Raw genomic sequence first — 15,541 nt, 5'->3', positions numbered from 1 at the left:
CGAATCGGCGCACATTCGCGGCTGAAGCCGCTCCCACCGCTCTTTCCTACGAGGGGTCAATGCTCCCCGGCGTGCGCCAGTCCGGGTTGGGGCCGCGCTCGCCGAGGCTGAAGGCTGCGCTGACCAGCCCCAGCGCAATCAGGATCAGCAGGAAGTAGCGGACCTGCCACGCGCGCGTCGGTGCGCCGTGGACGCCACGGGCCGCGCGTCCAACGACCATCGCGCCGAGCCCCGCGATCGTCAGCAGGCCCGCGCCCAGAAGCTGTGAGGATAGACCGCCGAGGAACACCCCTTGCGACGGGTCGAGGCGGTCGGGCCAGAAGAACTCCGGGCCCCGCAGCAGCCATGCGCCGCCGAGCAGGCACAGCGTCATCGTGAAGGCGACGAAGGTGCGCATTGCGCGCTTTCAGGCGCCGAAGAGGTCGCCGTCGCGCGACGGGCGTGCGAGCCCGAAGTGTGCCCAGATGGCGGCGGTGGCGATGCGTCCGCGCGGGGTGCGCTGCAGATAGCCCTGCTGGATCAGGTAGGGTTCGAGCACGTCCTCGATGGTGTCGGACGACTCGCCGATCGCGGCGGCGAGGTTGTCGAGCCCGACCGGGCCGCCGGCGAACTTTTCCAGCATCGCACCGAGCAGCTTGCGGTCCATCAGGTCGAGACCGAGGTGATCGACGTCCAGCATGCGCAGCGCCGCGTCGGCGACGGCGGCGGTGATGTCGCCGTCGGCCTTGACCTGCGCGTAGTCGCGCACGCGGCGCAGCAGGCGGTTGGCGATACGCGGGGTGCCGCGCGAGCGGCGCGCGATCTCGAAGGCGCCGGCGTCGTCGATGGTGACGTCGAGTAGGCGCGCCGAACGGCTGACGATGAAGGCGAGCTCCTCGGGCGTGTAGAACTCCAGCCGCGAAACGATGCCGAACCGGTCGCGCAGCGGGTTCGTCAACATGCCCGCCCGGGTGGTCGCGCCGACCAGCGTGAAGGGCGGCAGGTCGAGCTTCACCGAGCGCGCGGCCGGGCCTTCGCCGATCATGATGTCGATCTGGAAGTCTTCCAGCGCGGGGTACAGGATCTCCTCGACGACCGGCGACAGGCGGTGGATCTCGTCGATGAAGAGCACGTCGTGCGGCTCGAGGTTGGTCAGCAGCGCCGCGAGGTCGCCGGCGCGTTCGAGCACCGGCCCCGAGGTCTGGCGCAGGTTTACGCCCATCTCGGCGGCGACGATGTGCGCGAGCGTGGTCTTGCCCAGGCCTGGCGGGCCGAACAGCAGCACGTGGTCGAGCGCGTCGCCGCGCTGGCGTGCGGCGGCGATGAAGATCTCGAGCTGTTCGCGGATCTTCGCCTGGCCGACATATTCGGCGAGCCGCTTCGGGCGCAGGGCGCGCTCGACGGCGTCTTCCTGGCGGTCGGCGGTCTGCGCGGAGATGATGCGCGGGGCGTGCAGCTTGTCGGTTTCGATCATGGCGGGAGTTTAGCGCAGCGCGGGGCGGTGCTTCAGGCCTTCGACAGGCTCTTGAGTGCGAGGCGGATGCCGTCGGAGACGCCGCTGTCCTCGGGCACCGATTTCATCGCGCCGAGCGCTTCCTTCTCGTTGTAACCGAGCGCGAGCAGCGCGTTGAGGATGTCGCTGCGGTTGTCCGCTGGCTGCGCCGCCGCGCCTGCGGGCACGCTCGCGCCGAGGGTCGGCAGCGCCTTGCCGAGCTTGTCGCGCAGCTCCAGTAGCAGACGTTCGGCGGTCTTCTTGCCGATGCCCGGGATCTTCACGAGACGCCCAGCCTCCTGCAAGGCGACCGCCTGCGCGAGGTCCGTCACCGACAGCCCCGAGAGCACCGCCAGTGCCGTGCGCGCACCGATCCCGGAGACCTTCAGCAGCTGGCGGAAGGCCGCGCGCTCGTCGGCGCTGGCGAAACCGTACAGGAAGTGGCCGTCCTCGCGCACCGCGAGGTGGGTGAACAGCGTCACCGGCTGGCCGGTCGCAGGCAGGCCGTAGAAGGTGCTCATCGGCACGTCGATCTCGTAGCCGACGCCATGCACGTCGACGACGATCTGGGGAGGATTCTTTTCCAGCAGGATGCCGGCGATGCGTCCGATCATGGTTTCGGGTCCGAAGATTGGTTCAGGTATGGCGGGCGAAGGCGAGCGTGGCGGCGAGCACCAGACCGTGGAGGTTCGTGGCCGCGATCGTCAGCTTGATCGCCGGGCGCAGTTCGGCCGGGTCGGCCGCATGCTCGCGCAGTTGCCGTGCCGCGTTGAGCGACAGCACCAGCGTCAGCGCCGCGGCTGCGCAAGCCTGGGGCAGGTTGTAGCGTCCGACCTGCAGCACTAGCCAGCCGTAGGCCACGAGCGCGATCGCGAAGTAGCCCCATTTCGCCGTATCCGCGCCCAGGCGCACGACCAGCGTGCGCTTGCCGGCGGCCTCGTCTCCCGCGCGGTCGGGGAACTGGTTGATGAAGAGCAGGTTCGCGACCAGCAGCGCGAACGACAGGCCTGCCGCGACGGGCGTCCACGCAAACGTCCCGCGCTGAACGAAGTCCGTGCCGACGATGACCAGCAACCACGCGCCGGCGATGGCTAACTCGCCTAGCCCGCGGCTCGCGAGCTTGAGCGGCGGTGCCGAGTAGGCCCAGCCGAGGACGAGTCCCGCGAACCCGATCGCGATCAGGCCTCCCCCCGAGCCGTACGCGAGCCACAGCCCGGCCGGCACGACCAGCCCGAGCAGCGCGTAGGCGAAGCCTGCGGTCTGGCCTGCCGTCAGGATGCCGTTCTGGATGAAACGGCTGCCGCCGGTGAAGGGGTAGAGCCGGTCGGTGTTCGCGGCGTCGGCGCCGCTCAGGGCGTCGTGGTAGTCGTTGAGCACGTTCGCGCCCGCATGGGCGAGTAGGGCGAACGCCACGGCGACGACTGCCCGCAAGGTGTCCAGGGGGACTCCATCGGCGCGCGCCGCAGCCAGGCCGATCAGGCAGCCGACCAGCGTCACGCTGAGGAAGGCAGGTCGCGTTGCGGCGAAGTAACGCAGCGGTGCGCTGCCGAAGCGCTGTGGCGTCGGCTCCACGCCTCGGGGCGTCGCGGGGGCCGTCACAGCAGCACGATGTCGAACTGTTCCTGCGAGTAGCTCGCCTCCGGGTGCAGCGAGATCTTCTTGCCGATGAAGTCCGACAGCATCGCGAGCGACTGCGACTCCTCGTCGAGGAAGAGGTCGATCACGTTGGGCGCGGCGAGCACGCGGAATTCGCGCGCGTTGAACTGGCGCGCCTCGCGCAGCAGTTCGCGCAGGATCTCGTAGCACACCGTGCGCGCGGTCTTGACCTCGCCGCGTCCGCCACAGGTCGGGCAGGGCTCGCACAGCAGGTGGGCGAGCGATTCGCGCGTGCGCTTCCTCGTCATTTCGACCAGCCCCAGTGCGGTGAAGCCATTCACCGTCATCTTGGTGTGGTCGCGCGCGAGCGCCTTGCGGAACTCGTCGAGCACCATGTCGCGGTGCTCGGGGTTTTCCATGTCGATGAAGTCGATGATGATGATGCCGCCGAGGTTGCGCAGGCGCAGCTGGCGCGCGATCGTCTGCGCCGCCTCGAGGTTGGTCTTGAAGATCGTGTCGTCGAAGTTGCGTGCGCCGACGAAGCCGCCGGTGTTCACGTCGACGGTGGTCATCGCCTCGGTCTGGTCGATGATCAGGTAGCCGCCGGATTTCAGGTTCACGCGCCGCGCGAGCGCCTTCTGGATCTCCTCCTCGACGCTGTGCAGGTCGAACAGCGGACGCTCGCCGCCATAGTGTTCGAGCAGGGGCAGCACCTTGGGGCTGTACTCGGAGGCGAAGGCGGTGAGCTTCTGGAAGTTCTCGCGCGAGTCGACGAGGATGCGCGTCGTGTCGTCGTTGACCAGATCGCGCAGCACGCGCTGGCCGAGGCCGAGGTCTTCGTAGAGCACTGCCGGCGGGAAACGCCCGGTCGAGCTGTTGCGGATCTCGCCCCACAGCTTGCGCAGGTAGGCGATGTCGGCGGCGAGCTCCTCGTCGGAGGCCGACTCGGCCATCGTGCGCACGATGAAGCCGCCGGCCTCATCGGCGGGCACGAGGCGCGTGAGGCGTTCGCGCAGCGCTTCGCGCTCGGCCTCGTCCTCGATGCGCTGCGAGATGCCGATGTGCTTTTCCTGGGGCAGGTACACGAGCAGCCGCCCGGCGATGCTGATCTGCGTCGACAGGCGTGCGCCCTTCGTGCCGATCGGGTCCTTCAGCACCTGTACGGTGAGGTTCTGGCCTTCGACGAGGATGCGCTCGATCGGCTTGCCGGTGTCGCCGTTGTGGCGATCGCTCCAGATGTCCGCGACGTGCAGGAAGGCGGTGCGTTCGAGGCCGATGTCGATGAAGGCCGACTGCATTCCCGGCAGCACACGCACGACCTTGCCGAGGTAGATGTTGCCGACGATGCCTCGGCTGGCGGTGCGCTCGACGTGCAGCTCCTGCACCACACCCTGCTCGACGATCGCTACGCGCGTCTCCTGCGGCGTGAAGTTGATGAGAAATTCGATGCTCATGGAATTGCTGCCAATGGGAAATGCGCAAGCGCAGACGTGAGGCACCGATTGCGCATTGCCCATCGAGGACGCCGCCCGGCGCACACCGGGCGGGAACTGGTCGAGCTTACAGGGGATAGCCGAAGGCGTCGAGGAGCTGCGCCGTCTCGAACAGCGGCAGGCCCATGATCCCCGTGTAGCTGCCGCGGATCTCCTCGATGAAGATCGCCGCGCGCCCCTGGATGCCGTAGGCGCCGGCCTTGTCCATCGGCTCGCCGGTCGCGACGTAGTGGCGGATCTCGCCATCGGCGAGGGCACGAAATCGCACTTCGCTGGTGTTGATGCAGCTGCGCGTGCGCGCGCCGTCGCTGATCGCCACCGCGGTCAGCACGCGATGCGTCCGCCCCGACAGGCGGCGCAGGATCGCCGCGGCGTCATTGGCGTCGGCCGGCTTGCCGATGATCTCGCCGTCGAGTTCCAGGGTCGTGTCCGCCGACAGCACCGGGTGCTGCGGCAGGGTGCGCCACTGCAGGCGCCGGCATCCGGCCTCGGCCTTGGTGAGCGCGACGCGTTCGACGTAGTGTTCGACGTTCTCGTCCGGCAGCGGCGTCTCGTCGACGTCGGCGTCGGCCCCGCGCTCCGTGCCCCGGAATACGAGCAGGTCGAAATGCACGCCGATCTGGCGCAGGAGCTCGCGGCGGCGCGGGCTGCGCGAGGCGAGGTAGATTCGGGCTTGGAGGCTGCTCATGGCTTTCGGGTACGGGATGCCGGCGGTTATTGGGGCGGATTCTACCCTCTTGGCTGCGCTGCGACCCGGCGCATGTGCCGATTTGCGGGCGGATGACGGCGCGTCGTCCGCGGTGGCCCGTCGTGCTTGTCATTGCATTTAATTGATACAATTCCCCGGTCATCAAATGCCCGCGTGTTGTGCATCACGTCGCCGAGGCACGCAGGCCGATCCGGCATCGCCAATTTACTCTGGAGCAAGTCCGTATGCGCATGTCCCTCATCTCTCTTCTCGCCGGGGCGATCCTCGCCGCGCCCCTCGTTGTCGGAGCCGCCGAGCCCGTCGCCGATGCCGCCGCGATCGTGAAGGCCGCCAACTGGGACGCGATGGAGACGATCACCGTGGAACTCACCGAGCACAGCTTCACGCCGCAGGATCTCAAGCTCAAGGCCGGCCAGCCCTACCGTCTGGTGATCAAGAACGTGGGCCAGAAGGACCACTATTACACGGCGACGGAGTTCTTCAAGTCGGTCGCGTGGCGCAAGGTGCAGACGCCCAAGCCGAATGGCGGCGAGATCAAGGCGCCGTACTTCACGGCCGTCGAGGCTTACAAGAACGGCGGGGCCGTCGAGCTGTTCTTCGTCACCGTGAATAAGGGCGAGTTCGAGGTCATCTGCACGATCGAGGACCACAAGGATCAGGGCATGCACGGCTCGATCGTCGTCGAGTAAGCCCCTTCCCGCCATCCTGCCGAGCCGCCCATGAAGTTTCTTGTTCCGCTCCTTTCGCTGCTGCCCATGGTGGCGCATGCGCAGGCCCCTACGCCGCAGGTGATTCCGGTGTCCAACCTCGCTGCCGCACCGAAGCCGGACGGCGACCTGGGCGAGTGGGGGGGCAGCGGCTGGATCAAGGTGCCGGTGAAACCGGCGCTGGAGCGCGAGGAGCGGGCGAAGTACGGTCTGGATCCGGCCGGCGAGCGCAACACCGCCGGCAACCTGACGGTCGAGCTGAAGGCGGGCGTCGCGGCGGGGCGGTTCTACCTCGCCGTGCGCTATCCGGACGACGCCGCGGACGCCGTGCACAAGGAATGGAGCTGGCGTGGCGACAAGTACCAGCGCGAGAGCCAGCTCGAGGACATGTTCGCGGTGCGTTTCCACCTCGCCGGCGACTTCGACCGCACGATGCTGTCGACCAAGGACTACAAGGTCGACGTCTGGCTGTGGTCGGCCGCGCGGACCAACCCGTCGGGCATCGCCGAGGATATGGTGCATCACGTCACGACCAAGATGCAGGAGTCGGCCGCCGAATATCAGGTCAAGGACGGCCCGGTGATCTACATCACGAAGCGTCGCGACGAGGGCGCGGCGTCTTACGAGATGCTGCCGCGCCCCAAGGAGAACAAGGGCGATCGCCTGCCTTCGTTCGCCCCCGCGAACGCCTCGGGCAGCGCCGCGGACGTCGCCGCCAAGGGGGTGTGGAAGGCAGGGCACTGGAATCTCGAATTCGCCCGCGCCCTCGATCCAGGCCATGCGGATGACGCCGCGTTCAAGGCGGGAGCGCGGATCACCGGCCAGATCGCGGTGTTCAACAAGGCCAATGCCGAGCACAAGAGCGTATCGGAGCCGCTGGTGTTCGATTTCGGCGCAGTGAAATGAGCGCGGTGAAGACTCTGGTCGGCGCCCTGCGCGCGGCGCCGATCGCCATTGCTCTCGCGTTCGGCACGGGAGTCGCAGGCGCTGCAGCGGCCGAGGAAGAACCGGTGGTGCGCATGCATCCTGCGCTCGCCGGTATCGACTGGACCGAAGTGACCGTGGTCGAGGTCGCGCTCAAGGACCACAGCTACGAGCCCGACGAGATCCGCCTCAAGGTCGGCCAGCCGTACAAGCTGGTGCTGCGCAACGTCGGTGCGGTGGCGCACGACATGGTCGGCGGCTCGCTCTTCGACGAGAAGGTGATTGCGCTGCGCATGGTGAATTCCAGCGTCGGGCGGGTGATCGCCGATTACGTGAATTCGGTGTACGTGCGCTCGCGCAACGACATCGAACTCTGGCTCGTGCCGCTCAAGGCGGGCGATTATTCCTTCTTCTGCAGCCTGCCGGGGCATCGCGAGGACGGGATGGAAGGCATCGTCCGCATCGTTCCCTGACCCCGCGCGGGTGCTCACTCCCGGTGATAGGGGTGGTTCTTCAGCACCGTCCAGGCGCGGTACAGGGCTTCGGCGAGCAGCGGGCGCACGAGCGCATGCGGGAGCGTCAGGCTCGACAGCCGGATGCGTTCGTGCGCGCTCGATTTCAGCGCCGGCGACAGGCCGTCCGGGCCGCCGACGATCAGCGCGACGTCCGCCCCTTCTGCCTGCCACGCTTCCAGCCGGCCGGCGAGTGCGATGGTGGTCAGGTCGCTGCCGCGCTCGTCGAGGATCACGCGGCGGCAACGCGGCGGCAGGGCCGCTTCGATGCGCGCGGCTTCGGCCGCCATCATCGCGTCGACGGTCTTGCCGGTCGTGCGCGGTTCGGCCTTCACCTCGACGAGTTGCAGCGGCAGCTCGCGCGGCATGCGGCGCGCGAACTCGTCGAAGCCGGACTCGACCCACGCGGGCATGCGCGTGCCGACGGCGACGATCAGCAGTTTCATCGGTGAGTGTGCAGGAGCGGCGGCCGGTGCGAAGCCGCCCGCAGGGCGCGTGTCACTGCGCCGCGACGCCCGTGGCCGCGCGGCCGCGCCGCAGGGTAGAGGGGGCGGCCCACAATTCTTCGAGGTTGTAGTAGCTGCGGATCGCCGGCTGCATGATGTGCACGACGATGTCGCCGAGGTCGACGAGCACCCATTCCCCGGTCTCCTCGCCTTCCACGCTGGCCACCCGGGCCCCGGCTTCACGGACCTTTTCCTGCACGTTGCGCGCCAATGCGCGCGTCTGCCGGTTGGAGTCGCCGGTGGCGATGACGACGCGGTCGAACAGCGAGGTCAGGCGGGTGGTGTCGATGACTTCGATGTCCTTGGCCTTGATGTCTTCCAGGGCGGCGACGACGGTTTTTTCGAGTGTGCGGGTGTCCATCAGGTTCTGCGGTAAAGGTGGTGCAACCCAATATAGTCGAGAACGGAATCGGGCAGCAAATAGCGGGCGCTGTGCCCGCCGCGGATGAGGTCGCGGATCAGCGACGCGGAGATCGCCAGCGGGGTCATGTCGAAGGGAACCACCCGCCCGGCAGGGCTGCCGTGCAGGACGGCGGGGTCCGTATCGATGCGACCGGCGCACGCGGCGTCGAGTTCCGGCGACAGCGTGCCCGGCCAGCGCCGGCCGTGCGGCGCGTAGCCCGGCCGGTTGGCGACCGCGATGTGGGCGAGGCCGAAGAGCTCCTGCCAGCGGTGCCAGCCCGGCAGGCCGTTGAAGGCGTCGGCGCCGAGGATCAGCACCAGCGGGCGCCCGGCGCCGTGCAGGGCGCGCAGACGCTCGAGGGTGAGGATCGTGTAGCTCTTGCTGGGGGCGAACACCTCGCCGTCGTCGACGACGAGGCCGGGATTGCCGGCGCTCGCCAGCCGCACCATCGCCAGGCGGTCGGCGGCATGGGACTGCGGCACGTCGCGGTGCGGCGGCTGGCCGGCCGGGATCAGGGCGACCTGGGCGAGCCCGAGCGCCTCGCGGGCTTCCTCGGCGAGGCGCAGGTGGCCGAAATGGATGGGGTCGAAGGTGCCACCCAGCAGCCCCAGCGTGCCCGCGTCAGGCTTCTTCGGGGGCATTCCCGGGTTCGCCGAAGATGTCGCGGGCGTTGGTGTAGAAACTGGCGAAGACGATGGGGATCAGCAGCAGCGGCAGCGGCACCGAGAGCAGCGTCGCCAGCGTCGGCGAGATCGTACCGATGATGCCGAGCACGATGCCCGGCAGGACCGCACCGAACAGCGCCAGCGCGATCGAGTAGGCGAGGAAGGGGCGCCAGTTGCGCAGGCACGCGAAAAAACTGAAGAACATCGCCTTCGGTGCGGGCACCTGCCACCAGCCCGCGAGAAGCGGCGCGAACCAGTAGGCCATCATCACCGGTGTCGACAGAGCGATCGCGATCATCAGCGCCATGGTGAAGCCGGTGCTGGTGGCAATTTCCGGCTCGAGCTTGCCGCCACTGGTCATGAGCCCGAAGAGGGTGCCGCCGTCTGCAATGGCAGTCAGCCCCAGCACGAGCCAGACGCCGGCGAAGTTGATGCCGCCGATGACGATCAGTGCAGGGAGATTCTGCTGGAAGCCGGAGAACAGCACGTCCGGGCCCGCCTTGCGCCCGGCGTCGATGGCGCGGCAGGTGTTGAGCACGCCGAGCGACAGGACCGGCGTCAGCAGCGACGCGATGATCTGTCCGATGAAGGGTACGACGCTGACGAGGATCAGCAGCAGGAGGTAGCCGAAGGAGGCGAAGGTGAGCAGCGCGGGATTGCGCCGCCACAGCTGCAGGCCTTCGCCGAGCCAGGCAAAGCCGCGCCCGGCCGGAAGTTGTCGTGCTTGCATGCGGCTTACTCGGCAGGGGTGTCGGTGGGGCCGGGCAGCGCGGGTGTCGGCTGCGGGGCGTGGGGAGCAAAGGTGTCCTGCCAGGCCGCATACAGCGCGCCGGCCAGTACCGGGACGAGCACGAGGACGCCCAGCGCGAACGGCAGCATGGCGATCCAGGTGAGCAGGTAGAGGACGAAGCCGAGCACGATGAAGCTGGCGAGATTGGAGACGCAGGCGCGCAGCGAGAGCCTCATCGCGTCGAGCGGCGACACGTTCTGCAGCACCACCAGCGGCGGGGCGAACCATAGCGCCATCAGCAGCAGGATCAGCAGGACGGGCCACAGCGCCGCCGAGAGCAGGGCGACGCCGCTGGCCAGCCCGATGCTGCCGAGCAGGCCCACCAGCATGCCCGTCACCGCGGCGCTGCTGCCGACCAGGACCGCGACCAGGGCAGCGACGAGTCCGCCGAGCACGTAGAAGAAACCGACCATCAGCAGGTTGCCCGAATGGCGGCGCGCGCCTTCGAACAGGTGGGCGACACGCAGCGGCTCGCCCTGGTGCTGTGCATGCACGCCGGTGACCATGCCGGCGACGAGCATCGGGAACACGAGCTGCAGGACCAGCGGGGCGAGCAGCGGGCCGAAGGTCGGGATGAAGCCCACTGCGGCGGCGAGCGCGAACAGCACGGCGATCAGCGCCAGCGTCAGGACGACCCAGGTGCCGGGATTGACGATGAAGGTCTTCCAGCCCGCGGCGATCCATCGCAGCGTGTCCGCAGGCGTGACGTGCCCGGGCGGGGGGAGGGGGTGCCGGCGGTGCGATGCGCCGTGATCGGTCATGTGCGGATCGTTCATCGTTCAGAGCGGCAGCGGTGGCGTCGCCGCGATGCGCAGGCGCAGGATGTCGCGGTATTCTGCGGGCGGCTTTACCAGCACCATCTCGCCCGGCTTGGGTAGGTGGTAATCCTCGGCGCGCGACAGCCAGAAGCGCAGCGCCGCGGCGCGCAACATGGCAGGCCAGTTCGCGCGTTCGGCGTCCGTGAAGGGGCGCTCGGCGTGATAGGCGGCGAGCAGCGCGGCGGTGCGCGGCACATCGAGTTCGCCGCCCTCGGTCGTGCACCAGTCGTTCACGGTCACCGCGACGTCGAAGAGCAGCGCGTCGTGGCCGGCGAAGTAGAAGTCGATCACGCCGCCGATGAAGTCGCCATCCCACAGCACGTTGTCGCGGAAGAGGTCGGCGTGGATCACGCCGCGCGGCAGGTGGCCGTAGTTCGCCGCGGTCTGGAAGGCGAGTTCCGCATCCAGCAGGGCCTGCTCGTCTGCCGGCAGGAAGGGGCGCACGCGTGCGGCGGCGGCCGTGCGCCATGCCGCGCCACGCGGGTTTTCCTGGCGTCGGCCGTATGACAGACCGGCCAGATGCAGGCCCGCGAGCATCGCGCCGACGCGCTCGCAGTGGCGTTCGCCCGGGGCCATCTCGGACTTGCCTGACAGGCGCATGACCAGCGCCGCGGGGCGCTCGGACAGCGTGCCGAGGTATTCGTTGTCGCGGTCGGCGATGGGGGCCGGCACCGGCAGCCCGTGGCGTGCGAGGTGGGCCATGAGGTGCAGGAAATAGGGCAGTTCGGCGCGCGGGATGGCCTCGAACAGCGTCAGCACGTAGCGGCCGAGCGTGGTGGTGACGAAGAAGTTGCTGTTCTGCACGCCGGCCGAGATGCCCTGCAGCTCGACGAGGCGGCCAATGGCATAGTGGCCGAGCCAGCGCGACAGCGTCTCGGGGGCGACAGCGGTGAAAACGGACATGGCAGGGTACGGGGGTGGGTCAGTGGCCCGCGGGCCGGGATTGCATTACCAGGACTTGATCACCCACATCGGCACGGCGAGCGTCGGCAGCACATCCTGCCGCGTCATCACGCCGTTGCCTTCGTTGTCGATCAGGTAGTAGGGCACGCCGTGCGGAGGCGTGACCTTGACCATGTAGAGCTTGCCGCGGATGCGGTACTCCTGCACGGTGTCCTCGCCGCGCTTGACGATGCGGACTTCGGGATCCAGCGAAGGATCGCTCGCCGGCATCGGCGGCGGTTCGGGGATCGGTTCGAGTTTGGGGGGCTGCTGGGCCGCAACCGGGGTTGCGAGGGCCATCAGCAGCACGATCAGGTTGCGGCGCATGGTGCTCTCCTTGGATGGCGCGGATTCTAGCAGGGACCCGCGTTGTGCGTCCGTCATCGGGGGCTATTCACCCGCACGTCGCCGGTCCGGCGTTGCATGCAGGGGAATAGCGATCCCTACAGGTTGAGCAGCAGTTCGTGTTCCTCGGGCAGCGGCAGGAAGCCGCGGTGTTCGTAATGCTTGAAGATCGCCTCGACGACTTCCTCGGGTGTGTCGATCACCTGGATGAGGTCGAGGTCCTCGGGGTTGATCATGCGCTCGGCGACCAGGCGCTCGCGGAACCAGTCGATCATGCCTTTCCAGAACGGGCCGTGCACGAGGATGATCGGGATCTTGCGGCTCTTGCCGGTCTGGATCAGCGTCAGGGCCTCCATCAGCTCGTCCAGCGTGCCGAAGCCGCCCGGCATCACGACGTAGGCGGAGGCGAAGCGCACGAACATGAACTTGCGCGCGAAGAAGTGCTGGAAGGTCTGCGAGATGTCCTGGTAGGGGTTGGAGCTCTGCTCCATCGGCAGCTGGATGTTGAGGCCGATCGAGGGGCTCTTGCCGAAATAGGCGCCCTTGTTGGCCGCTTCCATGATGCCGGGGCCGCCGCCGGAGATCACCGCGAAGCCCGCATCCGAGAGCAGGCGGCTGATCTTCTCGGCGAGGATGTAGTACATGTGGTCGGGCGGGATGCGCGCGCTGCCGAAGATCGACACCGCCGGGCGGATCGCGTTGAGGCGTTCGGTCGCCTCGACGAACTCTGCCATAATTCCGAAGATCCGCCACGACTCGCGGGCGTTGAAGCGCGGTGCCATGCTGCTGGGCGCGCTCGGCGGGATTTTTTCTTTCGCGGTCATGTTGTTCTCGTCTTGTCGTCCTGCCGGTCCGTGTGCCGGCTTCGTCTGATTCCGGGTTGTGCCCGGATCCCCGCAAGGAAATTTGTCCGATGCCCGTCCTGTTGCTCGTCGATGGTTCCAGCTATCTGTATCGCGCCTTCCACGCGCTGCCGGATCTGCGCAATTCGAAGGGCGAGCCGACGGGGGCGATTCGGGGTGTGTTGTCGATGCTACGTCGGCTCGAAAGCGACTACAAGGCCGAATTCCGCGCCTGTGTGTTCGACGCCAAGGGAAAGACCTTCCGCGACGACTGGTATCCCGAATACAAGTCGCACCGCCCGCCCATGCCGGACGATCTGCGTGCGCAGATCGAGCCGCTGCACGAGGCAGTGCAGGCCGAAGGCTGGCCGCTGCTGGCGGTCGAGGGCGTCGAGGCCGACGACGTGATCGGCACGCTGACGCGCCTGGCGCTCGAGCGCGGCTGGGAGGTGGTGATCTCGACCGGCGACAAGGATCTGACCCAGCTCGTGCGTCCCGGCGTGAAGTGGGTGAACACGATGAGCGAGGAAGTGCTCGACGAGGCGGGGGTTGCGGCGAAGTTCGGCGTGCCGCCCGAGCGCATCGTCGATTACCTGGCGCTGGTTGGCGACACCGTCGACAACGTGCCGGGCGTGGAGAAGTGCGGCCCGAAGACCGCGGTGAAGTGGCTCACCGAATACGGAACGCTCGACAATCTCGTCGCGAACGCCGACAAGGTCGGCGGCAAGGTGGGCGAGAACCTGAGGAAGCACCTCGACTTCCTGCCGCTGGGGAAGAGGCTCGTGACCGTGGCGACCGACGTCGCGCTGCCGGTCGCGCTCGACGATCTGCCGGCGCGCGACGACGACAAGGCGGCGCTGCGCGCGCTCTACGAGCGTTTCGAGTTCCGCGGCTGGCTCAGGGATCTGGACGGGCAGGGCGCTGCGGCCGCGCATGCATCGGCGGGCGAGGCGGCGGTCACCGACGATCCCCCCGCAGCGCCGGGGGCGCACCGCGGCGCGTATGTGACGATCCTCGACTGGGCGACGTTCGACGCGTGGGCGGCAAAGCTCGACGGCGCCGCGCTCGTCGCCTTCGATACCGAGACGACCAGCCTGGATCCGATGGCGGCGCGGCTCGTCGGCATGTCCTTCGCGATCGTCGCGGGCGAGGCGGCCTACCTGCCGCTCGCGCACCGCGGGCCCGATGTGCCGCACCAGCTGCCGCTCGACGAGGTGCTGGCGCGCCTCAAGCCCTGGTTCGAATCGACTGCGCATGCCAAGCTCGGGCAGAACCTCAAGTACGATGCGCACGTCCTGGCGAACCACGGCATCCGCCTCGCCGGCATCGCGCACGACACGCTGCTCCAGTCCTACGTGCTGGAAAGCGACAAGTCGCATGACATGGACTCGCTGGCGAAGCGCCACCTCGGCCTGACGACGATCCCCTACACCGATGTGTGCGGCAAGGGCGCGAAGCAGATCGGCTTCGACGAGGTCGCGGTCGACCGCGCCACCGAGTACGCCGCCGAGGATGCCGACATCACGCTGCGCCTGCACCGCAAGCTGTGGCCGCAACTCGAAACGCTGCCGGCGCTGGCGGCGCTGTATCGCGACATCGAGCTGCCGGCGATGCGGGTGCTGCTCGACATGGAACGCACCGGCGTGCTGATCGACGCCTTCCTGCTCGCGCAGCAGAGCGAGGAGCTGGGTCGCCGCCTGATGGAGCTGGAGCGCGAGGCGCACGATCTGGCCGGCCAGCCGTTCAACCTCGCGTCACCAAAGCAGCTGGGCGAGATCCTGTTCGGCAAGCTCGGTCTGCCGGTGGTGAAGAAGACCGCCACCGGCCAGCCCTCGACCGACGAGGAGGTGCTGCAGCAGCTCGCCGAGGACTATCCGCTGCCCAAGCTGCTGCTCGAGCATCGCGGTTTCGCGAAACTGAAGAGCACCTACGCGGACAAGCTGCCGCGCATGGTCAATCCGAAGACCGGCCGCGTGCATACGAGCTTCTCGCAGGCGGTCGCGGTCACCGGCCGGCTCGCGAGTTCGGATCCCAACCTGCAGAACATCCCGATCCGCACCGCCGAGGGGCGGCGCATCCGCGCGGCCTTCATCGCGCCGCGCGATCACGTGATCGTGTCCGCGGACTATTCGCAGATCGAGCTGCGCATCATGGCCCACCTGTCGGGCGATGCACGCCTGCTCGAAGCCTTCGCGCACGGCGAGGATGTGCACCGCGCGACCGCCGCCGAGGTCTTCGGGGCGACGCCCGCGGAAGTCACGAACGAGCAGCGCCGCTACGCCAAGGTGATCAATTTCGGCCTCATCTACGGCATGAGCGCGCACGGCCTGGCGAAGAACCTGGGCATCGACCGCGCCGCCGCGCAGGGCTGGATCGATCGCTACTTCGCGCGCTATCCCGGGGTCGCTGCCTACATGGATCGCGTGAAGGCCGAGGCGAAGGAGCGCGGTTACGTCGAGACGGTGTTCGGTCGCCGCCTCTACCTGCCCGAGATCCGCGCCCAGCAGGTCGGTCGCCGCCAGGCCGCCGAACGCGCGGCGATCAATGCGCCGATGCAGGGCACGGCGGCGGACCTGATCAAGAAGGCGATGATCGCCGTGCACGCATGGCTGCCCGCTGCGGGCCTGAAATCACGCCTGATCCTGCAGGTGCATGACGAACTGGTGCTGGAGGTGCCGCGCGACGAGCTGGAGCGCGTGCGCGCGGAGCTGCCGGCGCAGATGTGCGGCGTCGCCGATCTGGCGGTGCCGCTGCTGGTCGAGGTTGGCGTCGGCGACAACTGGGACGAGGCGCACTGAGGCCCGCGGGGGGGGGGGGG

18 protein-coding genes are annotated in these 15,541 nt (G+C 68.3%); 4 read left to right on the top strand and 14 right to left on the bottom strand.

Annotated elements, in window-relative coordinates; genetic code table 11:
• Positions 1–46: 46 nt before the first annotated feature.
• The 6 genes from GO615_RS15135 to GO615_RS15110 form a co-directional block, all read right to left on the bottom strand.
• Positions 47–397, bottom strand: a complete 351-nt coding sequence (locus GO615_RS15135) for a hypothetical protein (RefSeq protein ID WP_169129499.1) — start codon at positions 395–397, stop codon at positions 47–49.
• Positions 398–406: 9 nt separating this feature from the next.
• Positions 407–1,453, bottom strand: coding sequence for a Holliday junction branch migration DNA helicase RuvB (ruvB, locus tag GO615_RS15130; protein ID WP_169129497.1), 1,047 nt, complete (start codon positions 1,451–1,453; stop codon positions 407–409).
• Positions 1,454–1,485: 32 nt separating this feature from the next.
• Positions 1,486–2,085 carry a Holliday junction branch migration protein RuvA gene (gene ruvA / locus GO615_RS15125; RefSeq protein WP_169129495.1) on the bottom strand — a complete coding sequence of 200 codons (600 nt, stop codon included), beginning with the start codon at positions 2,083–2,085 and terminating at the stop codon, positions 1,486–1,488.
• Between the two features lie 22 nt (positions 2,086–2,107).
• The gene (locus GO615_RS15120) at positions 2,108–3,043 is read right to left on the bottom strand and encodes a UbiA family prenyltransferase (RefSeq protein ID WP_169129493.1); all 936 of its coding nucleotides are present in this window, start codon (positions 3,041–3,043) and stop codon (positions 2,108–2,110) included.
• Between the two features lie 23 nt (positions 3,044–3,066).
• Positions 3,067–4,521 (bottom strand): ribonuclease G, encoded by a 1,455-nt coding sequence (rng, locus tag GO615_RS15115; protein ID WP_169129491.1) that lies wholly within the window; start codon positions 4,519–4,521, stop codon positions 3,067–3,069.
• A 106-nt stretch (positions 4,522–4,627) separates the two neighbouring features.
• Positions 4,628–5,248 carry a Maf family protein gene (locus GO615_RS15110; RefSeq protein WP_169129489.1) on the bottom strand — a complete coding sequence of 207 codons (621 nt, stop codon included), beginning with the start codon at positions 5,246–5,248 and terminating at the stop codon, positions 4,628–4,630.
• 245 nt (positions 5,249–5,493) lie between these two features.
• On the opposite strand from GO615_RS15110, the gene GO615_RS15105 reads away from it, so the two are divergent.
• Genes GO615_RS15105 through GO615_RS15095 form a run of 3 tightly spaced genes read left to right on the top strand, consistent with a single transcriptional unit; the run spans position 5,494 to position 7,373 of the window.
• The gene (locus tag GO615_RS15105; protein WP_169129487.1) at positions 5,494–5,958 is read left to right on the top strand and encodes a cupredoxin domain-containing protein; all 465 of its coding nucleotides are present in this window, start codon (positions 5,494–5,496) and stop codon (positions 5,956–5,958) included.
• Positions 5,959–5,988: 30 nt separating this feature from the next.
• The gene (locus tag GO615_RS15100; protein ID WP_169129485.1) at positions 5,989–6,882 is read left to right on the top strand and encodes an ethylbenzene dehydrogenase-related protein; all 894 of its coding nucleotides are present in this window, start codon (positions 5,989–5,991) and stop codon (positions 6,880–6,882) included.
• Positions 6,879–7,373 carry a cupredoxin domain-containing protein gene (locus tag GO615_RS15095; RefSeq protein WP_169129483.1) on the top strand — a complete coding sequence of 165 codons (495 nt, stop codon included), beginning with the start codon at positions 6,879–6,881 and terminating at the stop codon, positions 7,371–7,373. The genes GO615_RS15100 and GO615_RS15095 overlap by 4 nt, the downstream gene beginning before the upstream one ends.
• Before the next feature lie 14 nt (positions 7,374–7,387).
• On the opposite strand, the gene rlmH is transcribed toward GO615_RS15095, so the two are convergent.
• From rlmH to GO615_RS15055, 8 genes are all read right to left on the bottom strand, one after another.
• On the bottom strand, positions 7,388–7,858 hold the full coding sequence (gene rlmH, locus GO615_RS15090; protein WP_169129481.1) for a 23S rRNA (pseudouridine(1915)-N(3))-methyltransferase RlmH: 471 nt from the start codon (positions 7,856–7,858) through the stop codon (positions 7,388–7,390).
• Positions 7,859–7,910: 52 nt separating this feature from the next.
• Positions 7,911–8,279, bottom strand: coding sequence for a ribosome silencing factor (gene rsfS / locus GO615_RS15085; protein WP_169129479.1), 369 nt, complete (start codon positions 8,277–8,279; stop codon positions 7,911–7,913).
• Complete coding sequence (gene nadD / locus GO615_RS15080; protein WP_169129468.1) at positions 8,279–8,962, bottom strand: nicotinate-nucleotide adenylyltransferase; 684 nt, start codon at positions 8,960–8,962, stop codon at positions 8,279–8,281. The genes rsfS and nadD overlap by 1 nt, the downstream gene beginning before the upstream one ends.
• Complete coding sequence (locus GO615_RS15075) at positions 8,943–9,716, bottom strand: BPSS1780 family membrane protein (RefSeq protein WP_169129466.1); 774 nt, start codon at positions 9,714–9,716, stop codon at positions 8,943–8,945. The genes nadD and GO615_RS15075 overlap by 20 nt, the downstream gene beginning before the upstream one ends.
• A gap of 5 nt (positions 9,717–9,721) precedes the next feature.
• Positions 9,722–10,537 carry a BPSS1780 family membrane protein gene (locus tag GO615_RS15070; protein WP_246262309.1) on the bottom strand — a complete coding sequence of 272 codons (816 nt, stop codon included), beginning with the start codon at positions 10,535–10,537 and terminating at the stop codon, positions 9,722–9,724.
• Between the two features lie 18 nt (positions 10,538–10,555).
• On the bottom strand, positions 10,556–11,497 hold the full coding sequence (locus tag GO615_RS15065) for a homoserine kinase (RefSeq protein WP_169129462.1): 942 nt from the start codon (positions 11,495–11,497) through the stop codon (positions 10,556–10,558).
• Positions 11,498–11,542: 45 nt separating this feature from the next.
• Entirely contained in the window at positions 11,543–11,863 is a 321-nt protein-coding gene (locus GO615_RS15060; RefSeq protein WP_018991849.1) for a DUF2782 domain-containing protein, read from the bottom strand.
• A 116-nt stretch (positions 11,864–11,979) separates the two neighbouring features.
• Positions 11,980–12,705 (bottom strand): LOG family protein, encoded by a 726-nt coding sequence (locus GO615_RS15055; protein WP_169129460.1) that lies wholly within the window; start codon positions 12,703–12,705, stop codon positions 11,980–11,982.
• Between the two features lie 89 nt (positions 12,706–12,794).
• Here GO615_RS15055 and polA point away from each other — a divergent pair, with 89 nt between their 5' ends.
• Complete coding sequence (gene polA, locus GO615_RS15050; protein WP_169129458.1) at positions 12,795–15,521, top strand: DNA polymerase I; 2,727 nt, start codon at positions 12,795–12,797, stop codon at positions 15,519–15,521.
• Positions 15,522–15,541 lie beyond the last annotated feature (20 nt).

Origin of the sequence: Aromatoleum evansii (assembly GCF_012910805.1) — a bacterium.
Taxonomy (GTDB): domain Bacteria; phylum Pseudomonadota; class Gammaproteobacteria; order Burkholderiales; family Rhodocyclaceae; genus Aromatoleum; species Aromatoleum evansii.
The sequence above is the reverse complement of the archived record's forward strand: the minus strand, read 5'-3'. Positions and strand labels throughout refer to the sequence as shown.

What these genes read in the sequence shown, in the direction of transcription:
- GO615_RS15055 (WP_169129460.1), bottom strand. Translation starts at nt 12,705, where the DNA reads ATGACCGCGAAAGAAAAAATCCCGCCGAGCGCGCCCAGCAGCATGGCA.
- GO615_RS15075 (WP_169129466.1), bottom strand. Translation starts at nt 9,716, where the DNA reads ATGCAAGCACGACAACTTCCGGCCGGGCGCGGCTTTGCCTGGCTCGGC.
- ruvB (WP_169129497.1), bottom strand. Translation starts at nt 1,453, where the DNA reads ATGATCGAAACCGACAAGCTGCACGCCCCGCGCATCATCTCCGCGCAG.
- GO615_RS15105 (WP_169129487.1), top strand. Translation starts at nt 5,494, where the DNA reads ATGCGCATGTCCCTCATCTCTCTTCTCGCCGGGGCGATCCTCGCCGCG.
- GO615_RS15070 (WP_246262309.1), bottom strand. Translation starts at nt 10,537, where the DNA reads ATGACCGATCACGGCGCATCGCACCGCCGGCACCCCCTCCCCCCGCCC.
- GO615_RS15110 (WP_169129489.1), bottom strand. Translation starts at nt 5,248, where the DNA reads ATGAGCAGCCTCCAAGCCCGAATCTACCTCGCCTCGCGCAGCCCGCGC.
- rlmH (WP_169129481.1), bottom strand. Translation starts at nt 7,858, where the DNA reads ATGAAACTGCTGATCGTCGCCGTCGGCACGCGCATGCCCGCGTGGGTC.
- ruvA (WP_169129495.1), bottom strand. Translation starts at nt 2,085, where the DNA reads ATGATCGGACGCATCGCCGGCATCCTGCTGGAAAAGAATCCTCCCCAG.
- GO615_RS15095 (WP_169129483.1), top strand. Translation starts at nt 6,879, where the DNA reads ATGAGCGCGGTGAAGACTCTGGTCGGCGCCCTGCGCGCGGCGCCGATC.
- GO615_RS15065 (WP_169129462.1), bottom strand. Translation starts at nt 11,497, where the DNA reads ATGTCCGTTTTCACCGCTGTCGCCCCCGAGACGCTGTCGCGCTGGCTC.
- rng (WP_169129491.1), bottom strand. Translation starts at nt 4,521, where the DNA reads ATGAGCATCGAATTTCTCATCAACTTCACGCCGCAGGAGACGCGCGTA.
- nadD (WP_169129468.1), bottom strand. Translation starts at nt 8,962, where the DNA reads ATGCCCCCGAAGAAGCCTGACGCGGGCACGCTGGGGCTGCTGGGTGGC.
- GO615_RS15100 (WP_169129485.1), top strand. Translation starts at nt 5,989, where the DNA reads ATGAAGTTTCTTGTTCCGCTCCTTTCGCTGCTGCCCATGGTGGCGCAT.
- GO615_RS15135 (WP_169129499.1), bottom strand. Translation starts at nt 397, where the DNA reads ATGCGCACCTTCGTCGCCTTCACGATGACGCTGTGCCTGCTCGGCGGC.
- GO615_RS15060 (WP_018991849.1), bottom strand. Translation starts at nt 11,863, where the DNA reads ATGCGCCGCAACCTGATCGTGCTGCTGATGGCCCTCGCAACCCCGGTT.
- rsfS (WP_169129479.1), bottom strand. Translation starts at nt 8,279, where the DNA reads ATGGACACCCGCACACTCGAAAAAACCGTCGTCGCCGCCCTGGAAGAC.
- polA (WP_169129458.1), top strand. Translation starts at nt 12,795, where the DNA reads ATGCCCGTCCTGTTGCTCGTCGATGGTTCCAGCTATCTGTATCGCGCC.